The sequence below is a fragment of the Natronococcus sp. A-GB7 genome, assembly GCF_029688865.1.
Taxonomy (GTDB): domain Archaea; phylum Halobacteriota; class Halobacteria; order Halobacteriales; family Natrialbaceae; genus Natronococcus.
In genome coordinates, this window is sequence record NZ_JARUKV010000023.1 from 53,871 (window position 1) to 73,188 (window position 19,318).

At 57.8% G+C, this 19,318-nt stretch carries 22 protein-coding genes and 1 pseudogene; 15 read left to right on the forward strand and 8 right to left on the reverse strand.

All coding sequences use genetic code 11. The features are described from left to right. Positions 1-41: 41 nt before the first annotated feature. Positions 42-107 (reverse strand): annotated as a pseudogene (locus QA609_RS18465) (DUF5795 family protein); the annotation flags it as partial. A gap of 652 nt (positions 108-759) precedes the next feature. On the opposite strand from QA609_RS18465, the gene QA609_RS18470 reads away from it, so the two are divergent. The 3 genes from QA609_RS18470 to QA609_RS18480 all read left to right on the forward strand — a co-directional run bounded on the left by QA609_RS18470 (position 760) and on the right by QA609_RS18480 (position 5,120). Beyond that, positions 760-3,705, forward strand: a complete 2,946-nt coding sequence (locus QA609_RS18470; protein ID WP_278304091.1) for a GAF domain-containing protein — start codon at positions 760-762, stop codon at positions 3,703-3,705. A gap of 492 nt (positions 3,706-4,197) precedes the next feature. Next, complete coding sequence (locus tag QA609_RS18475; RefSeq protein WP_278304092.1) at positions 4,198-4,539, forward strand: ArsR family transcriptional regulator; 342 nt, start codon at positions 4,198-4,200, stop codon at positions 4,537-4,539. A 188-nt stretch (positions 4,540-4,727) separates the two neighbouring features. Continuing rightward, positions 4,728-5,120, forward strand: coding sequence for a universal stress protein (locus QA609_RS18480; protein WP_278304093.1), 393 nt, complete (start codon positions 4,728-4,730; stop codon positions 5,118-5,120). A 209-nt stretch (positions 5,121-5,329) separates the two neighbouring features. Here the strand turns inward: QA609_RS18480 and QA609_RS18485 are convergent, their stop codons facing one another. From QA609_RS18485 to QA609_RS18500, 4 genes are all read right to left on the reverse strand, one after another. Further along, positions 5,330-5,665 carry a hypothetical protein gene (locus QA609_RS18485; protein ID WP_278304094.1) on the reverse strand — a complete coding sequence of 112 codons (336 nt, stop codon included), beginning with the start codon at positions 5,663-5,665 and terminating at the stop codon, positions 5,330-5,332. Positions 5,666-5,831: 166 nt separating this feature from the next. Next, the gene (locus QA609_RS18490; RefSeq protein WP_278304095.1) at positions 5,832-6,662 is read right to left on the reverse strand and encodes an NmrA family NAD(P)-binding protein; all 831 of its coding nucleotides are present in this window, start codon (positions 6,660-6,662) and stop codon (positions 5,832-5,834) included. Next, a complete protein-coding gene (locus tag QA609_RS18495; RefSeq protein WP_278304096.1) occupies positions 6,662-7,045 on the reverse strand; it encodes a DUF6069 family protein in 384 nt (127 codons plus the stop codon). Before QA609_RS18495 ends, QA609_RS18490 begins: the two co-directional genes overlap by 1 nt. After that, positions 7,042-7,671 carry an NAD(P)H-binding protein gene (locus QA609_RS18500; protein ID WP_278304097.1) on the reverse strand — a complete coding sequence of 210 codons (630 nt, stop codon included), beginning with the start codon at positions 7,669-7,671 and terminating at the stop codon, positions 7,042-7,044. Before QA609_RS18500 ends, QA609_RS18495 begins: the two co-directional genes overlap by 4 nt. A 127-nt stretch (positions 7,672-7,798) precedes the next feature. On the opposite strand from QA609_RS18500, the gene QA609_RS18505 reads away from it, so the two are divergent. From QA609_RS18505 to QA609_RS18515, 3 genes are all read left to right on the forward strand, one after another. Next, entirely contained in the window at positions 7,799-8,194 is a 396-nt protein-coding gene (locus QA609_RS18505) for a winged helix-turn-helix transcriptional regulator (protein WP_278304098.1), read from the forward strand. Between the two features lie 180 nt (positions 8,195-8,374). Continuing rightward, positions 8,375-9,445, forward strand: coding sequence for an ABC transporter ATP-binding protein (locus QA609_RS18510; protein ID WP_278304099.1), 1,071 nt, complete (start codon positions 8,375-8,377; stop codon positions 9,443-9,445). Beyond that, complete coding sequence (locus QA609_RS18515) at positions 9,442-10,320, forward strand: ABC transporter permease (RefSeq protein ID WP_278304100.1); 879 nt, start codon at positions 9,442-9,444, stop codon at positions 10,318-10,320. The genes QA609_RS18510 and QA609_RS18515 overlap by 4 nt, the downstream gene beginning before the upstream one ends. A gap of 462 nt (positions 10,321-10,782) precedes the next feature. Here the strand turns inward: QA609_RS18515 and QA609_RS18520 are convergent, their stop codons facing one another. Next, positions 10,783-11,313, reverse strand: a complete 531-nt coding sequence (locus tag QA609_RS18520) for a hypothetical protein (RefSeq protein WP_278304101.1) — start codon at positions 11,311-11,313, stop codon at positions 10,783-10,785. A gap of 5 nt (positions 11,314-11,318) precedes the next feature. Beyond that, complete coding sequence (locus QA609_RS18525) at positions 11,319-11,909, reverse strand: helix-turn-helix domain-containing protein (RefSeq protein WP_278304102.1); 591 nt, start codon at positions 11,907-11,909, stop codon at positions 11,319-11,321. Between the two features lie 477 nt (positions 11,910-12,386). Here QA609_RS18525 and QA609_RS18530 point away from each other — a divergent pair, with 477 nt between their 5' ends. The 5 genes from QA609_RS18530 to QA609_RS18550 all read left to right on the forward strand — a co-directional run bounded on the left by QA609_RS18530 (position 12,387) and on the right by QA609_RS18550 (position 15,548). Beyond that, positions 12,387-12,971 carry a helix-turn-helix domain-containing protein gene (locus QA609_RS18530; RefSeq protein WP_278304103.1) on the forward strand — a complete coding sequence of 195 codons (585 nt, stop codon included), beginning with the start codon at positions 12,387-12,389 and terminating at the stop codon, positions 12,969-12,971. 511 nt (positions 12,972-13,482) lie between these two features. Then, positions 13,483-13,737, forward strand: coding sequence for a hypothetical protein (locus QA609_RS18535; RefSeq protein WP_278304125.1), 255 nt, complete (start codon positions 13,483-13,485; stop codon positions 13,735-13,737). Continuing rightward, positions 13,738-14,250 (forward strand): hypothetical protein, encoded by a 513-nt coding sequence (locus QA609_RS18540; protein WP_278304104.1) that lies wholly within the window; start codon positions 13,738-13,740, stop codon positions 14,248-14,250. 100 nt (positions 14,251-14,350) lie between these two features. Next, positions 14,351-14,710 (forward strand): metalloregulator ArsR/SmtB family transcription factor, encoded by a 360-nt coding sequence (locus tag QA609_RS18545; RefSeq protein ID WP_278304105.1) that lies wholly within the window; start codon positions 14,351-14,353, stop codon positions 14,708-14,710. Next, positions 14,703-15,548 carry an arsenite methyltransferase gene (locus tag QA609_RS18550; protein ID WP_278304106.1) on the forward strand — a complete coding sequence of 282 codons (846 nt, stop codon included), beginning with the start codon at positions 14,703-14,705 and terminating at the stop codon, positions 15,546-15,548. Before QA609_RS18545 ends, QA609_RS18550 begins: the two co-directional genes overlap by 8 nt. 252 nt (positions 15,549-15,800) lie before the next feature. Here the strand turns inward: QA609_RS18550 and QA609_RS18555 are convergent, their stop codons facing one another. After that, the gene (locus QA609_RS18555) at positions 15,801-16,193 is read right to left on the reverse strand and encodes a metalloregulator ArsR/SmtB family transcription factor (RefSeq protein WP_278304107.1); all 393 of its coding nucleotides are present in this window, start codon (positions 16,191-16,193) and stop codon (positions 15,801-15,803) included. 311 nt (positions 16,194-16,504) lie between these two features. Here QA609_RS18555 and arsD point away from each other — a divergent pair, with 311 nt between their 5' ends. From arsD to hcsS, 4 genes are read left to right on the forward strand one after another with little or no spacing between them, the layout of a single operon-like run. After that, positions 16,505-16,834 (forward strand): arsenite efflux transporter metallochaperone ArsD, encoded by a 330-nt coding sequence (gene arsD, locus QA609_RS18560; protein WP_278304108.1) that lies wholly within the window; start codon positions 16,505-16,507, stop codon positions 16,832-16,834. 3 nt (positions 16,835-16,837) lie between these two features. After that, complete coding sequence (arsA, locus tag QA609_RS18565) at positions 16,838-18,769, forward strand: arsenical pump-driving ATPase (protein WP_278304109.1); 1,932 nt, start codon at positions 16,838-16,840, stop codon at positions 18,767-18,769. Beyond that, entirely contained in the window at positions 18,766-19,134 is a 369-nt protein-coding gene (hcsL, locus tag QA609_RS18570; RefSeq protein ID WP_278304110.1) for a halo-CC-star protein HcsL, read from the forward strand. Before arsA ends, hcsL begins: the two co-directional genes overlap by 4 nt. After that, a complete protein-coding gene (gene hcsS / locus QA609_RS18575) occupies positions 19,125-19,316 on the forward strand; it encodes a halo-CC-star protein HcsS (RefSeq protein WP_278304111.1) in 192 nt (63 codons plus the stop codon). The genes hcsL and hcsS overlap by 10 nt, the downstream gene beginning before the upstream one ends. Positions 19,317-19,318 lie beyond the last annotated feature (2 nt).

Below are 19,318 nucleotides of genomic sequence, written 5' to 3' on the forward strand. Positions count from 1 at the left end.
CAGCCGATTCAGTCCCGATCGGTCTCGTTCCAGTCGCAGCCCTAACATTTCTGCCTCGTGACGAACTCCGTGACCGAGGGTATGTAGCCGACCTCGAGGATTTCACCGCAAAACTCTCCACCAGCGAGTTCGATGGCCACAATCAATTCCGTGGATTTCACTTCTCGGAACGATTCTTTCACCCAATCGCTACGGCAATCCTAATGATCCGCTTGAGAGTGTACTGTTCTGGCCACCAGATCCGGAACGATTACTCGAGCATCCAATGGTCGGCCCATGGATGCGATTAGCAGCTGCACTCACAGCGACAGAATTCACCAAAGGCAACCGGGCCGTACAGATGGGGTCATCACTCGAGCAGCAGCCACTTTCTCACACAACTCCGTAGTATCTGGATCGTCGTTCTATCTCCGACCTACCACCACGTGCAGTTAACCAACGGAGACCCTCTATTGTACCCGACGTTGGTTAAGCGGGCAATCCTGTGATCGAAACTAATCAGCTATGTACAGGTCAAGCAGGTAATAGAGAAGCAATCGACCTCACTGATAGCCGTCAAAACTCGCGTGAGGAATATAGAGGATGAGTTCAGCACGACTGCATCGTTTGTTTCACGGCTGTAGTAGTGATTCGAGGGGCAGTGAATTCATATACTGGCAGACACAGTGGCGCTTGTTAGAAACATCCATTATTTTATCTAGCCATACCATGAAAGAATGGCGGACCCTTTTCCCTTCCTCCTGCCTTACAAACTCCAGCATGGATTCGCCTGTCGGACAGAATACCGAATTGCAAAACAGAGTCCGGCAGCAGGAAGTTGCCGCCGAACTCGGCCAGCAAGCGCTCGAAACCAACGATCTCGAACGGTTGATGCACGAAGCTACGGTTGCTATCGCCGAGACACTTGATAGTGACTACGCCAAGTTGCTGGAATTACTCCTTGGCGGGGATGAAATGTTCCTTCGACAGGGTGTCGGCTGGCGCGATAGTCTCGTTGGTGACACAACGGTGCCGACGGGTGTAGACTCTCAGGCGGGTTACACGCTGCTCTCTGAGAAACCGGTCATCGTAGACGACCTTCGGACCGATGAACGGTTTTCCGGGCCTGAGTTGCTCACCAGCCACGATGTCGTCAGTGGCATCAGCGTTATCATTGGCTCTGTCGAGGAACCATGGGGTGTCCTCGGAGCACACACAACCGAGCGCCGCGAGTTCACCGACCACGACGTGAACTTCGTTCAGAGCATCGCTAACGTACTGGCAGCGGCAATTACGAAAGTAAACGCGAAGCAACAGCTCTACGAAAGGGAGAAGAAACTCAAAGAGACGTTCGACCGCATCACGGACGGCTTCATCGGAATAGATGCTGATTGGACCATCACATACATCAACGACCGCGGGAAGGAACTGATTGGCTTCGACGGCGAGGGACTGGTCAGCAGGAACTTCTGGGACGTGTTCGAGCCGGCGCTCGGAACGACGTTCGAGGAGCGATACCGTGAGGTGGTTTCGGCCCAGGAGCCCACCTCTTTTGAGGAGTACTACCCGCCACTCGACGGCTGGTTCGAGGTTCACGTCTATCCGTCCGCCTCGGGTCTATCAATCTACTTCCGCGACATAACTGAGGACCGGAAGCGCGAACGTGATCACGCACTGTTCCGCACGTTATTTGACTATTCCACCGATGCCGTCTTCGTCGAAGACCCCAGGACCGGAGAAATCCTCGACGTCAACGATACCGCCACCCGACAGCTCGGCTACCCTCGTGAGGAACTACTGGATCTCACGGTAGCCGACATCGACACCGAACTTCCCACGATGGAGGACTACCAGGCATTCGTGACGAACCTCAAAGACGATGGGCACACGACCTTTGACGGGACGCACCGGCGGAAAGACGGCTCCACGTTCCCGGTTGAAGTCAACGTGTCGTCCATCGAACTGGATCAGCTAGAACGGGGGTACGTCCTCGCGCTCTCGCGCGACGTCACCGAGCGCAAGCGCGCCGAAGAACGCTTTCGTGAGAACGAGGCGGCGCTCGAACGGCTCAACGTCGCAACCCAGGAACTGATCGACGCTGATCCCGAAGAAATAAAGCTCCGAACCGTCGACATCGCCCAGTCGGTCCTCAACGTCGAGTACTCCGGGCTTTGGCATTACGACGAGACGATCGGCGAGCTTAACGAATACGCCAGTCAAACGAGCCCCAACATCGACCCTGATACAGTTCACCTACCCGCTCATCTTTCCGAGCGGGTCTGGCAGACGTTCGTCAGTGATGATGTGGACATCGAAAACGACGTCGAGAGTAGTGAGAGCGAGGCGGGGGCGTCACCACTGCAGAGTCATGTGCTCGCCCCATTGGGGAGACATGGCGTCATTTGTGTCGGCTCAACGCAGTCCGACACGTTCGACGATAGGTTAGTTGACCTCGTAGAGACGGTCGCCACCACGGTCGAGACCGCCTGGGACCGTGCCGATGGCGAAGCGAAGTTAAAACAGCAGAACGCGGAGTTAGCCCGGGTTGATCGGCTCAACATGTTGATCAGGGAGATTGATCAAGCACTCGTCCGAGCGGAGACGGTCGAATCTATCGATGAGGCCGTTTGCGAGCGCCTGGCCGAGTCCGCCCTGTTCGAGTTCGCCTGGATCGGCGAGTTCGACCCCGGCGACACGGTTGCCGCTCGGGAGTGGGCGGGGATTGATGGAACCGCTCTGGAACAACTCACTACGAGCGAGGAGTCTGTATGGTGTGAGAGCCAGGTCACCGCCGCAGTTCGGACAGGCGAGGTTCAAGTCGTCGCTGACACCGCAACAGATCCACGGGCGTCGCCGTGGCGCGAAGCCGCGCTGGAAGCTGGCGCGCGGTCGTGTATTTGCATTCCACTCGTGTATGACGAGTCTATCTACGGTGTCTTGGTTGTGTACGGCAGGACGCCACAACCCGACGAACGGAACGTGGACGTCCTCTCGGAACTCGGGGAGACGATCGCCCACGCGATTCATGCGGTCGAAACCAGAGTGACTCAGCAAACCGACAGCGTCGTCGAACTCACACTCCAAACGATGGCAGAAATGCCACTCGTTCGGCTCTCCCTGGAGACCGACTGTGTGATCGAGTTTGAGGGAGCGGTTCCGAGAGACGACGGGGACATGACTGTGTTCTTCACTGCGAATGACGTGTCTCCCGACGAGGTCATGGCTGCCAGTGAGCAATCACTCGTCATCAAGGAAGTATTTCCTTTACCTCAACAGGATACCGGTTCCCAATTCAAAGCACGGTTGGCTAACTCGACGCTAGCCAGCAAATTCCTCGAACAGGGTGCGACGATCCGCTCGCTAACCATCGATGCGGGGACGGCTACTGCCGTCGTAGAGTTGCAGGAGGCAGCCGACGTCCGTGAGTTCATCGAGGGTGTGAAGCGTCACGTTCCCGATCTCGATCTGCTCGCTCGCAAGTCTCGAGCCAGGCTACCCGACACGGAACAGCAGCTCCAAACCACATTCGAGCAGCACCTCACCCCCCGTCAACAAGAGATACTCCAACTGGCCTACCGGAGTGGATACTTCGAATCACCTCGCGTCCAAACGGGCAAGAGACTCTCAGACGAGCTGGACCTCTCGCAATCGACGTTCAACTATCACCTCAGAGGGGGCGAACGCAAACTCCTGGCGATGGTGTTCGATCCCGACCCAGACGCGTAGTTGAATACAAGTCGCTATTCATCCCATTATTGCCTTCTGTACTCTCTTTTTTATTCACGTATCATCTCGACGTGTTCCTTGTATATTGGTGATTGGGGGGTTGAAGGAGCGTTTAGTAGGGAGAGCACGGATTGCGACAGATAGGCGTTCGCAATAGTGCGACGTAATCTCGGGTGCTGGCGCATTTTTTCGAGACTATTCTTTCATTGGTGTCCCCCCGATTGGGGGTATGACCTGCAACCAGGAGGTGCGTAGTTCTGGCGAACACGAATCAGGGGAGCCGTCTCCCGGCGCGAACGTGCCAGCGGGACTATCGGGAGTGCTCAGCGTTCTGAGTCACCGGAACAACCGACGAATATTTTTCCAGCTCCTGAAGCAAGACGAACCGATCTCGGTCGATGCACTTACAGCATGGGTCGCATCGGATGGCTCATCGCTTGCGACCGCCGGTACCGTGAGAGCTGAGGAACGTAACAAGGAGGTCTCCAGATAATGATGACCGAAAAGAGACATTCACCGCCGTCGATGGACACCGTTTTAAATGTCTTAGAAAACCAGTATCGTCGTCGCGTGCTCGTCGCGCTGCTAGAACACAATCCGCAGGACGCCGAGGACCCAAAAACGCCTTCGGACAGTGAACTCGCAGATGAGGACTTGGAAACGCTTCGGATTCACATGACGCATACGCACCTTCCGAAACTGGAAGTGTCAGGATTCATCGAGTGGGAGCGGGACACAAACTCGATACGGAAGGGGCCAAACTTCGACGAGATTCAACCACTGCTGGAGTTAATGCAGAACCACGCCGATGAACTACCCGACGGCTGGCTGTGACTGTAGTGGGCTAATGACAGTTGAAAGCTAAGTTTCCCTCCCGTCGCACTCTTCGGTGGTGAACTTGTGAATAACGCCATGTATCTTGCACGCCTCGCTCAACTCATACTCCAAGTGTCACAAACGGCGTGCAGCATTCAGGGGATGTATACAGCAAACAATTTGTCCGCTCCGGTATAACCGATCGTATGGAAGTATTGGTTCCCTTCGCGGTGCAGCCAGTTGGCGAACAGGCGGTCAGGACTGCAATCGGACTGTTCGGCAGCGACGATCGAATCCAGATTATCGCCGTCCACGTGACCAGTGGAGAGAACCCTTCTGCCGAGATAGCTGCCTCCGAGGTCGAATCCATGGGAGCGCGACAGGCCGCCTCCGTCGAGGCCGAAATCCACCAGGTGGAGTCCGGAGCCAATTCCAAATCGGCGGTTCGTGATACGATCGAAGAGATCGTAGAATCCCGCGATATCGACCTTGTCGTGCTCGGATACGAAGAAAAATCGATTTTCGAACAGCTGTTCGAAACCGACACGACTGAACGGATGTTAAAAACGCACAATCTCCCTGTCCTTCTCGTTCCGTAGCACGACCGCCCCGTAAGCACAGGTCTCGTTGCGGTCACACTCCAGCGCGGACTGCCGAGACGAAAAGGCAAAAGCGTCTTTTATTTGTTTGCTACATTCGCGCCCTGTATCTCGCACGCTCCCCTCAAGCTATCCAGCAGCTAGCAGAATGGTCGTGTGACATCCAGAGCATATGTCATCATAAAACCACGCAGTCATCTTTGAGAGCGTCAGAACGTATCGGCAGGGAGACGTTCCCTATTGTCGCTGAGCAATCGAACTATCGGTTCGATCTCTTTCCAGTTTAGCCCCTTTACGATATTTCGATTGTCCCTGTTCCACACGATGTAATCCATCTCGTCAAGTTTCGGGAGATGATTGTGAAGAAGCTCCAACTCTCGTTTCTCGTTCTCTCGCGTATCGTTCTTCGTCACAACCTCTGGTTGCTCCACTGGATTGTGATCCAGTAGTTCCAACAGTATCTGCCGCCGCGTTTGATCTCCGAGGGCCTTGGCAATGTTGTCGAACCCTATGCGTAGTCTCACGTTCCTATACAGGCGTGCCACACGTGTTCTTTCGGTGCATGGTGCACAATCTGCCCTAGTAGAAATTTAGGGTGGGCCGTGCGATATACGCGCCTTCTATGCAGCACCAGTCGCCACAAATACACCTATCCTGTTATTATCTGTATGTCGACTCTAGAGGGTCAGCACAGTAAATACGTGTACGTACTCACTCCCAGACGCCGCGGTAGTCCTCCATGAACGTTTCTAGAGCGGTCGGTTCACGTCCCAGCAGTCGAGAGACGTCATCAGTCACCCGATCGGCAAGTCCGAGTCGAGCCGTCGTGTAGATTCCACCCATGACGAGAGACTTCGAGAGTCCACGATCGGTTCGGAGCGAATGAAGTAGAAATCGCCAGAGCGACGGGGCCGTGTACGTCACCTCGTGCTCAAGGGTTGCCGAGAGCTGTCGACAGACATCCTGATACCCCAGCGCCTCCGGTCCAGTTAGATCGTACTCGCCGGTCGTTCGCGTGAGGAGAGTCTCTGCAGCCACCGCAGCGACGTCGCGTGCATCGATGAAACTCGTCCGACCGGTACCGGCCGGGACGATCAGCTCGCCGGATCGGATCTCTTCGCGGTGGGTCGTCGAGAGGTTCTGCATGAAAAACGACGCCCGGAGGAACGTCGTCGAGAGGGGTGCCGACTCGAGCCACGATTCGATCCGTGCGTGTGGGACGAGACGGTTGCGGTCTGCCCCGATGACCGAGAGGAAGACCACGTGATCGACGCCGGCCCCAACCGCGGCAGCCAGCGCCGGGGCGATGTCGCGACGAACGCGAGACAGGGCGGGCGGGCGAACGAGAAACATGGAATCGACTCCTTCGAAGGTCTCTCGATAGGTCGACGGGTCGGTAAAGTCGAACGTGACAACCTCGTCGGCGGGTCCGTCGAAGCGGTCGGGGGATCGCACCCCTGCACGAACCTCGAGTGGGTCATCGGCAAGCGCCGCGCAGACTGTGCTTCCGACCGTCCCGGTCGCGCCTGTTACGAGCAACATTACACCGCCTCCCAGTCGACGAGGACAGCGATGACGACTGCTGCCGCGACGACGTGCATCGCCCCGAGAAACGCGACCCGTCCCGTGGTTGCGCCTTCGAACGTGGCTGCCTGCTGGAGCGTGAGAAACGAGAGTGCCGTCACGAGAAGGGCCACGATAACGAACCGACGGTCGGCTGCATCTCCAAATGCACGCTTGAAGCCTTCGTAGACGACGACACCCCCGATGGCACCGACAGCGCTGGCAATCGCAACCGGTGGCACAGCGAACGGGTCGAACCCGCCAGCACCGACAGTCATGAGGGCGAGTGTGAGAATGACGAGGTTTACACCGACTGCGCCGCCGATGACGAGGACGACTCGGTGTCGGTTGACAGCGGTCATGCGGGCCCCACCTTCGGCATCTCTCGAACGTACCGATTATCCTCAAGACAATCGAGAATGAACCGGGCGACGTCGCCACGATCGATCGCGTCGAATCCGAGATCGATCTCACCGGCGCGGTACGTTCCCATCGGGTCGTCCTCGCTCAGCCGCGGCGCACGAACGACCGTCCACTCGAGGTCCGTCTCGCGGATGGACTCGACGTGGGATTCGGCGTCCTCGAGCACGTCTCTGGCGAGCAGTTTCAGGAAAACACCCATCATCTTCCCGCCAAGCGAGACGGACTCTCCGTCCTCGCGAACGCCTGCACCGACGAGCGTGACGAATCGTGAGACGCCAGCCGAGTCCATCGCGTCGATGATGTGGTCGCCGGCGACAGTCAACAGATCGTCCGGAGAGCCCTCACCCTGACCGAGGACACTGACGACGGCGTCGACGCCCTCGACAGCTTCGGAAACGCCGTCGCCTGTGTAGGCATCTCCCTCTACGACGGTCACTCGATCGCTAGCGAACGGAATACGATCCGGCGAGCGAGCGTGGACGACGAGCTCGTGACCACGCTCGAGCGCCTGTTCGCAAAACGGGCGACCAGTGCGGCCGGTTGCACCGAAAACGGCGATTTTCATACCCGGACGTACGGCGTCAAAAGAGATATACTTCCAACTTCGAAGCTTCGAAGTAGCGGGTGGGAAATAGCTCGTAGCTCCATTTGCTCGGGAAACGATCTTGGCCTTCGAGGTCATCCAGTTGGGTATGGACGACGATCGTGTAACTCGGTTGGACGCTGGACGGTCGCCTGAGGAAGCCCGCAGACTCCGCCAATCGCTGGAGCCGAGTGAACGCGAGCGGGTCGAACGAACGGTCGCTGACCTGCTCGATCTCCTCGGCCGGACGCACACGATGGCGGTGCTCTCCGAGTTCGCCTTCGCGAGCGGGCCGTTACGGTTCTCCGACCTCGAGACCGCACTCGAGGTACCGGCGAACACGCTCTCGACACGACTCCGAGAACTGACCGATGCCGGGCTGCTCGACCGAACGGCCTACGACGAGGTTCCGCCACGAGTCGAGTACGAACCGACGGACAAAGCTCGAGCGATCTTCCCGGTGTTTGGCCACCTCCACAGGTGGGCGATGTCCTACGAGCTCTGAGATCGTTCTACCCTGCAGGAAAAAGCAATCACTGACTATCCGCGTCCACTCGACCGATCAAAAACTACACAATTGGTGACCGAGCAGTTTTACGAGCACGATAGGCGATACTTCAATTACTGAAGCTACCACCGAGTTTCGAAGTCGGACGTACTTCTTGCTCGGGCCCGTATCCACTGTATGTCGAACGAACAATCGGTAGCGGATGCTGAAACTCTCCGTGCACACTCACGGGACTCGAATGTAGGTCGAACTGGGTTCGCCGAGGGGACCTCGATCGACATCTCAGGTCTCGAGGTCACGTACGGCGACGGAACCGAAGCGGTCAGCGGCGTCGATCTGACGGTCGGCGACGGCGAATTCTTCGGGTTTCTCGGCCCCAACGGCGCGGGCAAGACGACGGTGATCAAGGTGCTTGCGACGCTGCTGTCGCCGACCGCCGGCGAGGTCCGAGTCAACGGCTTCGACGTGCGAACCGAGCCGCGAAAGATCCGGGAATCGATCGGCTACATGGCCCAGGAGACGAGCATCGATCCGGAACTCACGGCCGAGGAGAACATTCGATTCGCGTGTGAAGCCTACGGCGTCCCGCGGGGCGACCGCGACGAGCGAACCGCTGAACTGCTCGATCTCGTCGACCTCGAAGCGGTCGCCGACAAGCGCTCGGAGGAGTTCTCCGGTGGGATGAAAAAGCGACTCGACGCCGCCACTGCGCTCGTCCACCGCCCGCCGCTGGTCTTCCTGGACGAACCGACGACCGGTCTCGATCCGACGGCGCGCAATCGGCTCTGGGAGTACTTCCAACGGATCAACGAGCAGGGGACGACGATCTTCCTCACTACGCAGTATCTCGAGGAGGCCGACACGCTCTGTGAGCGGCTGGCGGTGATCCTCGACGGCAAGATTGTCGCCGACGGATCCCCCGCCGACCTCAAGCGGCAGGTCGGTGGCGACGTCCTCGATATCGAAATGGGTGATGGGCCCGAGGCCCGGGCGCGCGCTGCAGCGATCGCACGTGAGTTCGATGACTTCGATACCGCAACCGTCGAGGAGACCGAGACGGGAATCAGCGTCACCGCGCAAGCCGCTCGTCAGTCGGGAACGGACCTCCTCGTTGCACTGCGAGACGCGGGGCTGATCGTCACCGGATTTAATGTTCGCGCGCCGACGCTGGACGACGTGTTCCTCGCGATTACGGGCGAGCGTGTCGACACCGACGGTGGTGCGGCCGCGACGGAGGAGTCCACATGAGCACGCCGACCGAGTCGGGGATCGCCGACCGCGAGGTGGCGAGATCCACAAACACGTTCGCCGGGGACGTCTGGGTCAACTTCAAGCGGTGGAACCTCAAAGCCGTCCGGAACCCGTTCGTCCTCGTTGTCTCGCTTGCACAGCCGTTTATTTTTCTCGTACTGTTCACGGAGGTGTTCGGCAACGTCGCCGGCGGCGCCGTCAGTCAGGGACTTCCGGGTATCGACTACACGACGTTTCTCGTCCCGGCGATCGCGATTCAGGTCGCACTCGCGTCGGCAGTCACCTCGGGAATCGGGCTGGTCAACGACATCGAGAACGGTATGTTCGAGAAGGTGCTCGTCTCGCCGATGAACCGAACCGCCGTGTTCGTCGGGAAGACCCTCGCAGAGGTGTTCCGCATCGCCCTCCAGATAGCCATCATTCTCGGACTCGGTGTGCTCCTCGGCGCGGAGATTACGACCGGCGTCGTCGGTGCTGTCGGGATCATGGCTGTCGGAATCCTCTTTTCGTTCTGGTTTATCGCGTTCTCGAACATGCTCGCGGTGCTGACTCGAGACCAGGAGTCGACGATCATCGGCGCGAACCTCCTGCAGTTCCCGCTGTTGTTCCTCTCGAGTGCCTTTCTCCCCCTCGAGGTGCTCCCGAACTGGATTCAGCTGTTCGCTCGAATCAACCCCGTCACGTACGGTGTCGATGCCGCACGTGCGATTATGCTCGACGAAGACGTGATGACCGTCCTCGAGGTGACGGCGTTCGGCGGCGCGCTCGACACGATCGTCCCCGCCGTCGCTGTTCTCGTCGGTCTCGGGTCCGTGTTCGGTGCCGGAGCCATATATCTGCTCTCGAGGGCCTCGAGTTCGGACGTTCGGTAACGAGCGTTCCGTGACCCGACACCACCTCGCGTACTGCTTCTGCCCCGCCGATGCGTAGCCGTCGGTGGCGCGATTGATGCGGACGACCGCCGACAGCGGTCCGTGGGCATTCCGTCTCGAGAGCCATCCGTTCTCACTCTCGAGACTCGTTTGTATTCTCCTAGAGGTCCGTGCGTTCTCCGTCGAGCTCTCATCACGGGATGCGTCTGCCGTTCAGTCGTCCGCCGGAGGCAGTTCTGGCGTACTCGTGCCTAATTGGCACCACTGAGAATCGTGCTCAACTCATTCGTCACGGCAAATATAAGGTAGCCGATATGCACTGTGGATTCAGCACGGCTCCCTCAATACCTCTATTAGCTGATAGAAAAGCCGGCGTTAGGTTTGCATCTGCAGGTAACGCGGACTCTTCTCGAAGAGTACTCTAACCCAAGAAGAGGCAATCACACTCACTCAAAAAACACGTCATGCGATCTCGTCGATGAATTCGAATCCGTTTCGATACTCTACCTGACCCTCGAACCCCTGTGCATCGAGCGCAGCAACAACACCACGTCCAGCGTCAGTGTCCGTCGTCACGAGGTACAGAAAATCCACGTCAGTCTGAGTGAGAAGGTGTACTGAAACCCCGGCGAGCGCAGTATCAGCCTTCTCGATCTGATCCTCTGGTCGATTCGATGCCCGCGCAATGTAGCCACGTACACGATCCATGACGGCAGAGACAGTCGTCTCAGTGTAGTCGAGTGGGTCCGCCACTCTCATCCACCCTGCCTCGAGCGCGCTGTTGATTGGTGTCTGACCGGGAGTACTACGATCAGGAGCACCACCAAGTTCCTCGTAGACGCGTTCAGGAATCACGAAAGTGATCTCGTGCCGCCGGGCGAACCGCTCGAGAGCACTGTACTTGGGATTCTGTTGGCGACCACATGCGATCAAGAAGCCAGAATCAGCAACCCATGCTACGGAGTCCGATGAGTAGTCGTCATCTCGATTCATCGAACTCACTCAGGGTGGCTCTCAGCCGGTGGATGCTCACGGGCGTTGCGCAAGTGCTCGAAATGCGGATCAACCTCCTGCATGTCGAGAACCACATCACGGAGCGCCTGTAGGATGGCGATTCCAAATGCTGGCTGGACTCCTAACTCGCGGGCAGCGACACGCTCGCTCATTCCGCCATCGACGTACGGAATCGCGTACGTCAGTGCGGCAGCAAGTTTTCCGAGCCCATGTTTCTCGATTACGAGAGCAAGATCCTGATCTCGCGAGGAGCGTCCAACGGCTTCGATGAGTGTCGGGGTAATGGTATACTCAGCACCATCCAGATTTGCGGTCAGCAAAACTGGAACTGCAGTATAGGTATGGGTTTTCTGCGATTCGTCACGCTCAAGAACACCAAGGTCGACAAGCGTTCCGGTGTCCGAGTAGACCGTCGTTCGTGGAATCTCGAGGTCAGCAACGATCTCGTCGATGGTAGCGTCCCCAGTCTGGAGAAGATACGTATACAGACGGGCCAGCCGCGGCTCTTCGAGCAACTGTGCAACTGACATGAATCCGTTAATTGCACGCTCTGGATCCCCTGCTGCTTTCGACATACAATTCATGATTCGTGTATTAGGTAATAACGGTTGGGATCGGTTGTATATTGAGAGTGAGCAGCGAGCCACTCGCCAACTCCGAGTGAGTCCGAACTCGACACGAATTCGCTGGACAAGCCCACGACCTCAATCGGCATTGCGACGGCAATTCAGTCGAAATACGGTGCGTTCGCCTGCTACCGCCAGCTGTTCGAAGCTCGCGAAGAGAAGCGACAGAGTGCGCTCTCACCGACTGTCGACGCCGACGACCCACTGGGGACGCTCATTGGCTCCCTGGTCGTTCGCGGTGAAGACGTCCATCGACTCCGCCCGAAACCCGAACACTCGCTCGAGACGCCAGCAGCGCTCGCTGAGGACGCTCCCGAGTTCGCAGTCCGTGTTTCCCTTTCAACGGTCGACCGGGCTGCCTACGCGACGACTGCGGCACGAATTCTCCAGTCGAAGAACCTCCGACCGACTCGAGAGACAGTCTCGTTGCTCCACGCACTGACCGGCTCGCCGTACGCCGCTGCTCGAGCCTTGCAGCAACTCGCCGGCGAAGACGAGAGACGAGAACTCCGGCCGGACGAGCTCCGCTATGCGCTGGGAACGCTCGAGCCTGAGCAGTTGCTCTCTGATCTCCCATCGACGGTTGGTCGAATCGTTCACACTCTTCTCACAGCTGAAAGCCATCTCTCACAGAGTGGGCTTGCTGACCGAGCGGACGTCTCGACACGGACGATCCGAAACTACCGCGATCGTCTCGAGGCGCTCGATCTCATCCGTGTCGACGAAAAGGGGTATCGTCTTGTACTCGAGGAGAGCCAGACGCTCCTCGACGCAGCTGGCGTCCTTCTCGAGACGATTCTCCCACCAGATAGTTACGGTGACCCTGACGATCCGCTTGGGAGTGTACTGTTCTGGCCACCGAATCCATCGCGATTACTCGAGCATGCGACAGTCGGTCCATGGGTGCGGCTAGCCGCTGCACTCACAGCGGTAGAATCCACCGACGATAACCGGGTCATTCAGATAGGGCCACCGCTCGAGCAGCAGCCACTTTCTCGCGCGACTCCGTAGCATCTGGATAATTGTTCTATCTTCGAACTTCCACCACATTCAGTTAACCAACGGAGACCTTCTATTGTACCCGGTGTTGGTTAAGTAGAATCTTGTGATTGGTATCAATCTGCTCTGTACAGGCGAAGCTGATACCGCTGCGGTCGGCCATCAAGCACAGCACCCGCGAGCGACCAACGGGAGCGAGCGGCTTTTTAGCGTAGATTTTTGGAGGAGTGGTGAGCGAGCAACGCGAGCGAACCCGACGAGAAAAAGGTACGTGTGCATCTGCACGTACCGATTCAAGCAACTCGAATCTATGGAAAGGTTACCATTTCACGACTCCATCCCTAGGTGAGTTCGCGACCCCGAATCGCATTGTGTATCTGGTGGCCGTCGGGCAAGAAATCACAACACGGCCTCAGTCAGGCTCATGTTGTACACACGAAAAGGGCTAATTATGCTGGCTCACAACGTACACATCATGAGTAGCGACAAGAAGCGCGTTTAGTTTCGGGCGCCACACCGACTCATTGATCGAACTGATGCACTCGCGGACGTCCTCGGAGAAGACCGGACGGACATCCTCGTGACTGCGCTCCGGGAGTACCTTCAGGAGGCCGCTCACGACGATGCGCTCACCCAAGAGATTGCAGCCGCCTACTACGACGGCGAGATTTCGTTCGAGCAACTCAAAGCACTCGTCGGCGCCGAAGAGGCGGCGAATCTCCGGGTGTTAAAACAGCAGCTGGACGAGGACTTCATCGACGAGGTTGCCGACGCATAGATGTCGCGGCTTGTCGCAGACTCGTCTGGCCTCATTAGTCTCGGAATCGCTGCTGACGACGATCCCGATCCACTCTCAATTTATTTGACCCAGTACGAGGTTGTGGTCCCAACAGCGGTCATCGAGGAACTCCGAGAGGTCGCCTCATATGATGATGCCCACGGTCATGTCGCAACCGCTGTGCTCGAGCGAGATGAGATGCTCGAGATACGGTCGGTCGACCTCGACGCCGAGTTTCCGCTCGATGACGGTGAGAACGCTGCTGTCACCCTCTCGAACGAACTTGCTGCCGCACTATTTCTCTGTGATGAATTTAACCAACTCGGCTTGATCCACGCGTCGCTCGCTGATACCCGGCTTGTAACGACGCCAACCATGCTCTCGGTTCTTGTCCAAACCGAGCAGCTGTCAGGTGCCGAGGCCCGGATACTCCTCGACAAAATCAGTGACGCCCGCAGCTGGGACGCGAACAGCTACGTACAGCGGGCCCGCTCGTTGCTCAAAGAACCCTGACAATACCACTCTCTCATTAAGCAGGTGACGGAACCAAAAGTTGTGAGTGGCCCCGTCGAACACAATATATTAGTAGTTGCTTGTATAAGCTAGTGCTGATATGAGTGAGGATGTGATCGCGGACGGAACCACAAAAAAGGCCAACCCCTGCTGTGCACCGCCCGGAGACGTCGACCCAGACGCGATAGCGACAGACCTCCAAATACTGACCGCCATGGGGAACGACACGCGATACGAGCTGCTTCGCCGAATCGCGAATGCTGATGACGGTGTCTGCGTCTGTGATCTTGAAGCTGCAGTCGGTGTCAGTCAGAGTGCTGTCAGCCAAGCGCTTTCTCGCTTGTACACCGCAGGATTAGTCACACGCCGCAAGGAAGGATCTTGGCGGTACTACGAGCTGACTGACACAACTGCAGCTCTCCTGGAAACACTTGATAACCTGCGAGATACCCATGAGTAACGATACTGATACGGTGACGGGTGACCGCGACCCCGAAGAGATCCGTGAGATAGTGCGCGAACGATACGGGACTATCGCTTCGGACGGCCAGGACTGTTGTGGCGATGTCGGCATCGATGTCACCGAAGGCAGTGAATGCTGTGACAGCACCGCAGACGTGACGGGGAGCGAACGTCTTGGCTACGACCCCGACGACATTGCGTCGGTCGCTGACGGTGCAGACCTCGGCCTCGGGTGTGGCAACCCGAAAGTGTTTGCCGAGATGGCACCGGGCGAGACAGTGCTCGACCTTGGTTCCGGCGCCGGCTTCGACTGCTTCCTCGCTGCACAGGAGGTCGGCCCGGACGGCGACGTCATCGGTGTCGACATGACACCGGAGATGGTCTCGAAAGCGAGGGAGAACGTTGCGAAGAACGACGCCGGCAACGTCGAGTTTCGCCTCGGCGAGATCAGCCACCTTCCCGTTGCAGACTCGACCGTTGATGTCGTCATCTCGAACTGCGTCGTCAACCTCGCTCCCGAAAAACAACGTGTACTCGACGACACCTACCGTGTTCTCAAGCCCGGCGGCCGCGTCGCTATCTCAGACGTCGTCCAAACCGCGCCGTTCCCCGACGATGTCAAGATGGATCCGGATTCGCTGACTGGCTGCGTCGCCGGTGCCTCAACCGTCGACGCTCTTGAGACGATGCTCGACAGTGCCGGCTTCGAAGCAATTGAAATAGCGCCCAAGGACCAAAGCACCGAATTCATCAGCGATTGGGACGCAGACCGCGACCTCGGTGACTATCTCGTCTCTGCCACTATCGAGGCCCGGAAACCAACGCATGACACCTGACTGATCAACACGTACTAGCAGTCTTGACCACTTCTCGAGGGGATCGGGACGAACGAGCGCTCAGGTAACTGGTCGTCCGAGCAGCTGATGTCGATTACGCCTGCGCTATGGTTTGCTCGGATAGTCCCAAATAGGTGCCGTGTCAAACGCCGAGAACGACACTGAATACCGACAGCTGGATCGAAAACAGATTCCGACGGGCCGACGAGGACTAGGTTTTCGAAAGCCCTGCCAATCGCTCCCCCCTACTGGTCATAACTTCCGCGATCCATCGAGAGCGACAAGGAGGGCTTTGGCACGCGCTGTCGCCCGATATTTCCGCCACTTCCCGTCTTTTCGACGAGTGACGAGTCCGGCATCAGTGAGTTGAGACAGAGCATGACTGATTGCGCTATCGCTGACGTCGAGTAGTGGAGCAAATTCACAGACACAGAGTTCCTCGCCAGCGACGTGGAGGATACGAACGATCTTGTACCGGGTTTCGTTCGCGAGTGCTGATAACAATCCAACGTCCTCGTCCAGTGCAGGCCCGCCTGCCGCCGCGTCGATCTCTTCAAGTTCCGCCAGGCGTTGGCATACCTCCTCGTCACCACACCCACCTCGTTCATCGGCAAGATATCGCTGTAGCCGCTCAGTCGATGGCATACACATCGATTGAGCAGATAGTGGATTAAGCATTATGGAGTGGCTTGCGAGCTAAACATACCCAGCCACTTTATGATTTTGTAAGATGGGTTTGGACGAATTCGTAGCATCAACACTCGGCCTCGGCGTATTATGTACCCTAAGGCCACCCAAAACTCAAACATCCGTTGAACTACGTCTGTACTGAATCGAAGAACTTATACATCGATTGAACAACTGCTTAATCGAATGCGAGAAAAATCAGTCCGACTTATGATCGATGGTAGCCGCATTGTCGACCAAACAATTGAGCAAGCGGTCCATTCCAATCAATGACTGAACTCACCCTGTATGAAGAGGCGATGTGTTGCTCCACGGGCGTCTGCGGTCCTGATCCCGACGAGGAACTTGTTGAAATCAGCGCCGTTCTCGACCAACTCGAAGCGGAATTCGAGGACGTCAACGTCTCGCGGGCGAACATGCAGCACAACATCGACCAGTTCCTCGAGACACAGCGCATCTACGATCTGGTCGAGGAACACGGCCCCTCGATCCTGCCGATCACCGTCGTCGACGACGAGATCGTCGCCAAGTCCGAGTACCTCTCGTACGACGAACTCGCAACAGCACTCGAAACGACCACTCCGACACAGGAGGCCTAACGCATGAGCACAACGCCCACCGACGCGCGAGCAGTCATCGAGCCGACAAGTGACGAGACCGAGTTCGTCTTCTTCAGCGGCAAAGGCGGCGTCGGCAAGAGCACCGTGAGTTGCGCAACGGCAACCTGGCTCGCTAACAACGACTACGAGACGCTGTTGGTGACGACCGACCCTGCGCCGAATCTCTCGGACATCTTCGGCCAGGAGATCGGCCACGAGGTCACCGCGATCGACGACATCGAGAACCTCTCGGCAATCGAGATCGATCCGGACACCGCAGCCGAGGAGTACCGTCAGGAGACGATCGAACCGATGCGCGAACTGCTCGGCGAGGACCAGATCGAGACGGTTGAAGAGCAGCTTAACAGTCCCTGCGTCGAGGAGATCGCTGCCTTCGATAACTTCGTCGACTTCATGGATAGCCCGGAGTACGACGTCGTCGTCTTCGACACCGCCCCCACGGGACACACCATCCGCCTGATGGAGCTACCCTCCGACTGGAACGCCGAACTGGAGAAGGGCGGCTCAACCTGTATCGGACCGGCAGCCTCGATGGAGGAGCGCAAACAGGACTACGAGCGTGCCATCGACACGCTCCAAGACGACGAACGAACCTCATTCTCGTTCGTCGGCAAGCCCGAGGATTCTTCGCTCGACGAGATCGAACGCAGCGCGAACGATCTCGGCGAGCTCGGAATCGAATCCCAACTGCTGATCATCAACGGTTACCTCCCTGAGTCAGTGTGTGAAGATCCGTTCTTCGAGGGAAAACGCGCAGACGAGCAGGCAGTTATCGAGCGCGCACGGATGAAGTTCGACGCCGACGCGATGGCAACGTACCCACTCCAGCCTGGCGAGATCGCCGGACTCGATCTACTTGCAGATGTCGGTAGCGTCCTCTACGGTGGTAATGAGGCGACCGTCGACGTCGGAACGGCGACCGATGTCGGCTCCGAGGCGGCGATCGACTTTGATTCGATGGCTGACACTGCAGCGGTCGCCGATCAACTTCAACCGGGCGACGAGACGCGGTATCTCTTCTTCACCGGGAAGGGCGGCGTCGGCAAGAGTACGATCGCCTCAACGACAGCGACGAAGCTCGCCGAAGCGGGCCACGAAACGCTCGTCGTCACAACCGACCCGGCCGCTCACCTCGAGGACATCTTCGGCGAGCCGGTCGGCCACGAGCCGACCTCTGTCGGCCAGGAGAACCTCGACGCGGCGCGGATCGACCAAGAAAAATCACTTGAGGAGTACCGTACGCAGGTCCTCGACCACGTCACCGAGATGTACGAGGACAAGGAGGACACCCAGATCGACGTGGATGCAGCGATCGCGAACGTCAAAGAAGAGCTAGAATCGCCGTGTGCCGAAGAAATGGCCGCTCTCGAGAAGTTCGTGAGCTACTTCGACGAGGACGGGTACGATGTCGTCGTCTTCGACACCGCTCCCACGGGGCACACACTGCGACTGCTCGAACTCCCCTCCGACTGGAAGGGGTTCATGGATCTTGGTTCGCTGACAAAGGGCGCTGCACCCGCGAAAGGCGACCAGTACGACGAGGTCATCGAGACGATGAAAGACCCCGAACGAAGCACCTTCGCGTTCGTGATGTACCCCGAGTACACCCCGATGATGGAGGCCTATCGGGCCGCCGCGGATCTCGAAGATCAGGTCGGGATCGAAACCTCGCTGGTGGTCGCGAACTACCTACTCCCCGAAGAATACGGCGACAATGCTTTCTTCGAGAATCGCCGCGCACAGCAGCAAGAGTACCTTGGCAAGATCAGCGATCGATTCGACGTGCCGATGATGCTTGCCCCGCTGCGCCAGGACGAACCGGTCGGATTGAACGAACTGCGCGCGTTCGGTGAGGAGATCACTGGGCTAGACGATGTCACCAAGGAGACGGAACAGGAGGTGACGCCGTCGTGAGCGAAGCTGTATCTGAGGGGGAAGCCGTCGAAGAGTCGCTTCAGGCTTTCATCGAGACGCTTTGCGACTCAGAGACCTATCAGCAGTTCGTAGACGCAAGTGAGCAACTCGAAGCGGATGATGATGCGCAGTCACTGCTCGAAGCGTACCAACAAAAACAACAGCAGTTGCAAGGAGAGAAGTTCGACTCGTCGGTCATGAGCGAACTTCAGGAACTACAGACTGAGATCTCGGACAACGAGACGATCCAACAGCATCGGACAGCGCAAGAGGAGCTCGTCGTTCTCCTTGAGCAGACGAACGACGTGATCAGTGAACAAATCAGGCAGGAGTTCGCGCAGTCACTCGGAGGTGGGTGCTGTTGAGCTCTTCCGACGAAGAAGTTTTGGCCGCCGCCGAAGCGCTCGGTGAGGACCTCGATATGGCGCAGTCGGAAGCGACAGCGGCCGAGTTCGAGTCGCTGTTGATCGAGTGTAATGAAACGATCAGTGCCGAAATCGGTCTCGAGTACGGCGCTGTCTGCGACGCTGGGAGCGACTGCTGCTAACA

Excerpts from the sequence above, each read along its gene's own strand:
- QA609_RS18510 (WP_278304099.1), top strand. The coding sequence starts at position 8,375 with ATGTCGAACGAACAATCGGTAGCGGATGCTGAAACTCTCCGTGCACAC.
- QA609_RS18500 (WP_278304097.1), bottom strand. The coding sequence starts at position 7,671 with ATGAAAATCGCCGTTTTCGGTGCAACCGGCCGCACTGGTCGCCCGTTT.
- QA609_RS18480 (WP_278304093.1), top strand. The coding sequence starts at position 4,728 with ATGGAAGTATTGGTTCCCTTCGCGGTGCAGCCAGTTGGCGAACAGGCG.
- QA609_RS18525 (WP_278304102.1), bottom strand. The coding sequence starts at position 11,909 with ATGTCGAAAGCAGCAGGGGATCCAGAGCGTGCAATTAACGGATTCATG.
- QA609_RS18520 (WP_278304101.1), bottom strand. The coding sequence starts at position 11,313 with ATGAATCGAGATGACGACTACTCATCGGACTCCGTAGCATGGGTTGCT.
- QA609_RS18555 (WP_278304107.1), bottom strand. The coding sequence starts at position 16,193 with ATGCCATCGACTGAGCGGCTACAGCGATATCTTGCCGATGAACGAGGT.
- arsD (WP_278304108.1), top strand. The coding sequence starts at position 16,505 with ATGACTGAACTCACCCTGTATGAAGAGGCGATGTGTTGCTCCACGGGC.
- QA609_RS18540 (WP_278304104.1), top strand. The coding sequence starts at position 13,738 with ATGTCGCGGCTTGTCGCAGACTCGTCTGGCCTCATTAGTCTCGGAATC.
- QA609_RS18505 (WP_278304098.1), top strand. The coding sequence starts at position 7,799 with ATGGACGACGATCGTGTAACTCGGTTGGACGCTGGACGGTCGCCTGAG.
- QA609_RS18475 (WP_278304092.1), top strand. The coding sequence starts at position 4,198 with ATGATGACCGAAAAGAGACATTCACCGCCGTCGATGGACACCGTTTTA.
- arsA (WP_278304109.1), top strand. The coding sequence starts at position 16,838 with ATGAGCACAACGCCCACCGACGCGCGAGCAGTCATCGAGCCGACAAGT.
- QA609_RS18515 (WP_278304100.1), top strand. The coding sequence starts at position 9,442 with ATGAGCACGCCGACCGAGTCGGGGATCGCCGACCGCGAGGTGGCGAGA.
- QA609_RS18490 (WP_278304095.1), bottom strand. The coding sequence starts at position 6,662 with ATGTTGCTCGTAACAGGCGCGACCGGGACGGTCGGAAGCACAGTCTGC.
- QA609_RS18550 (WP_278304106.1), top strand. The coding sequence starts at position 14,703 with ATGAGTAACGATACTGATACGGTGACGGGTGACCGCGACCCCGAAGAG.
- QA609_RS18545 (WP_278304105.1), top strand. The coding sequence starts at position 14,351 with ATGAGTGAGGATGTGATCGCGGACGGAACCACAAAAAAGGCCAACCCC.
- QA609_RS18495 (WP_278304096.1), bottom strand. The coding sequence starts at position 7,045 with ATGACCGCTGTCAACCGACACCGAGTCGTCCTCGTCATCGGCGGCGCA.
- QA609_RS18470 (WP_278304091.1), top strand. The coding sequence starts at position 760 with ATGGATTCGCCTGTCGGACAGAATACCGAATTGCAAAACAGAGTCCGG.